The organism is Nocardia blacklockiae (assembly GCF_015477355.1).
Taxonomy (GTDB): Bacteria; Actinomycetota; Actinomycetes; order Mycobacteriales; family Mycobacteriaceae; genus Nocardia; species Nocardia blacklockiae.
Map to the genome: position 1 here is coordinate 1 of NZ_JADLRJ010000028.1, position 1606 is coordinate 1606.

Annotated in this window: 2 protein-coding genes; one reads left to right on the forward strand and one right to left on the reverse strand. The window is 67.8% G+C overall.

All coding sequences use genetic code 11. From position 1 onward, the window contains the following. Window positions 1-7 precede the first annotated feature (7 nt). Window positions 8-835, reverse strand: coding sequence for an alpha/beta fold hydrolase (locus IU476_RS35635; protein ID WP_195106760.1), 828 nt, complete (start codon window positions 833-835; stop codon window positions 8-10). Between the two features lie 76 nt (window positions 836-911). Between IU476_RS35635 and IU476_RS35640 the strand changes: the two genes are divergently transcribed. Further along, window positions 912-1532 (forward strand): TetR/AcrR family transcriptional regulator, encoded by a 621-nt coding sequence (locus IU476_RS35640; RefSeq protein ID WP_195106761.1) that lies wholly within the window; start codon window positions 912-914, stop codon window positions 1530-1532. The last annotated feature ends 74 nt before the right edge of the window (window positions 1533-1606 follow it).

The following is a 1606-nucleotide window of genomic DNA, read 5'->3' on the forward strand; positions in this document are numbered from 1 at the left end:
CGGCGCGTCAAATGGTGATCTGTTCGGCGAGGGCATTCGCCACGGGCTTCGGAACGAAGTTCTGAAGCCCGTGTCCCACGCCGGGCAGGGTTCGGATGCGTCCGTCGCGGGCGTGCTCACGGACGAGCAGCGCGTCGGTGTCGGTGGACATGGCGAACACAGCGGGGTCGGCGCGCAGGAGTACGACGGGGCCGCGTACCTCGCTCAGCCAGGTCGCCGCCTGGTCCAGGCCGCCGTAGATTTCGCGGGTGTTGTTCACGATAGCGTCGAGGAATCCGGGATCGTGCCGGTGCAACGCGGCGGCCATCCGTCGTAGATAGGGATGGTCCGGCCCGAGCATCGCGGCGGTGGTCCGGTCGCCCGCGGGCTCGGCACCGAGCAACGTCAGGAGCTCGGATTCCGGCCGCCCGCACCAGCTTCGCCAAATGCGCATCCGGACGCCGGTGCGCTCGAACAGCGTGTGCATGCCCGACAGCGTCAGTGGCGAGTCTCCGACGACCAGCCCGGACACCACGTCGGGATGCCTGCCGGCCAACGCCAGCGCGACCTGCCCGCCGTAGGAATGGCCGTACCACCACGCCGGACCGCCGAGCTTCGCGACGGCCCACCTCGCGAGCTCGTCGGCTGCGTCCTCCAAGCTGTACCGCCCGGTCCAGGCCGAGTCCCCGTGCCCGGGCAGGTCGACGCCCCACCAGCGGACCGCCCGAGGCAAGTGCTCGAACAACTCCGTACCCAACCGCCAACTGCCCGAACCACCGTGCAGGAAGACCAATTCCGGTCCGGTCCCGCCGCCGAACTGTCCCTCGACCGCGAGACACTCACGATGACCTGCCACAACAACCTCCACCTGATCGCAATTTCTGCACTGGGTGCAATAGTATCTCGAGTGCAGAATCGCATAGGATGATCCCGTGCCCGGACTTCGCGAGCGAAAGAAACAACAGACCCGGCAGGCGATCTCGGACGCGGCGATCGCGCTGTTTCTGGATGCCGGTTACGAACAGACCTCCGTCGCCGCGATCGCCGAGGCGGCCGCGGTGTCCCGACGCACCCTGTTCAGTTACTTCCCAGCCAAAGACGACCTGGTCCTACACCGGATCGCCGACCACGCGGGAGAGGCCGCACGCGTCGTCAGGAACCGCCCGGCACGATGGTCGCCACTTGCCGCGTTGCGCGCGCACCATCTGGCCGGCCTGAACCGGCGCGACCCGGCGACCGGACTCTGCGACGACTCCGAAGTGCTTGCGCTCTACGGGTTGATCAATGAGCACCCGGTGCTGGCCAACGGATTACTGGCATTTCGACGGCGCGATGCCGCGCAGCTGGCGGACGCCTTGCTGGACACCGGGAACACCAACGCTTTCCGTGCGCGCATGGCCGCGGCACAGTTCACCACCACCCAACACCTACTGGCCGAGGACAACGTGAAACACCTCGTCGAGGGACAGTCGGCCGCCGAGCGGCACCCCGGTGCCGTCGCCGACGCCGAGACGGCATTCGCGCTGCTGAGCGATGGTCTCCGCAAACTCTGACCGGCGCGCCGAACCCACCCGTGGCGCAGACCGAGCGGTTCCGCGCGACGCAACTAGGAGTCGATGTGGGATCG